The 740-nt window shown below is 41.8% G+C and carries 1 pseudogene; it reads right to left on the reverse strand.

The features are described 5' to 3' along the window. Positions 1 to 520 precede the first annotated feature (520 nt). Positions 521 to 740, reverse strand: a pseudogene (locus EHQ52_RS17145) (hypothetical protein); the annotation flags it as partial.

The raw sequence follows: 740 nt of genomic DNA on the forward strand, positions 1-740 counted from the left end.
ACAGTAGCCAGTAGCTTTTATATGCGATTCTCATATCTTATTATCCTTTCTATTCTACTAGTGTACGGGAGCCCAACCATTATTTGGTCTTTCCATCCAGCTCGGAAGGGTCCAAGGAACGGATTCCGCTTTCTGATAATTCTGAACGCCGGTGATAGGTAATTGTTTTGGGGCGACTCCTGCTTCGCAGGACCGGGCTCTACGCTACAATCAGCGAAGCACCATATAAATTTTATCTAATTTAATAACTTCTGTTATCAACATGGTGCATCGCCGGATTTCCGCTGCGATCCCTGTCGCTTTAGTATTTCACTATTCTCCATTCACTCAAAACTATCTTTGATGTTTTTCTCACGCAAAGACGCGAAGACGCAAAGGGTATTACGATATATTTCTCTTCTAAGTCTAATCCTTCATTTTCAGCAGATCGTTGTTAAAAAAGTTACTTTATCTATGCAATAAACTTGTTTACCGTTTTCTAATGCATACTATACAAGCGACAGTTTTTGGGCGAGGACATTTATTGATTAGCGTCCTCTCCCCACTCTTCTTCAGAAGGAGGCTTTAAAGCTCCATTACATTTGGGTCCACTGCAATGATGTTTACCATCCCATTCTCCCTCTTGAACTCGATCCGTTCCATCCGGACCATCACCAGGAAAGATTAGCTTACCATATCCATTCATATATCCATCCACAAACATCCCTTCATACCGAACATAAGGCTCTGGATCATGCCAT

Origin of the sequence: Leptospira koniambonensis (genome assembly GCF_004769555.1) — a bacterium.
GTDB classification, from domain to species: Bacteria; Spirochaetota; Leptospiria; order Leptospirales; family Leptospiraceae; genus Leptospira_B; species Leptospira_B koniambonensis.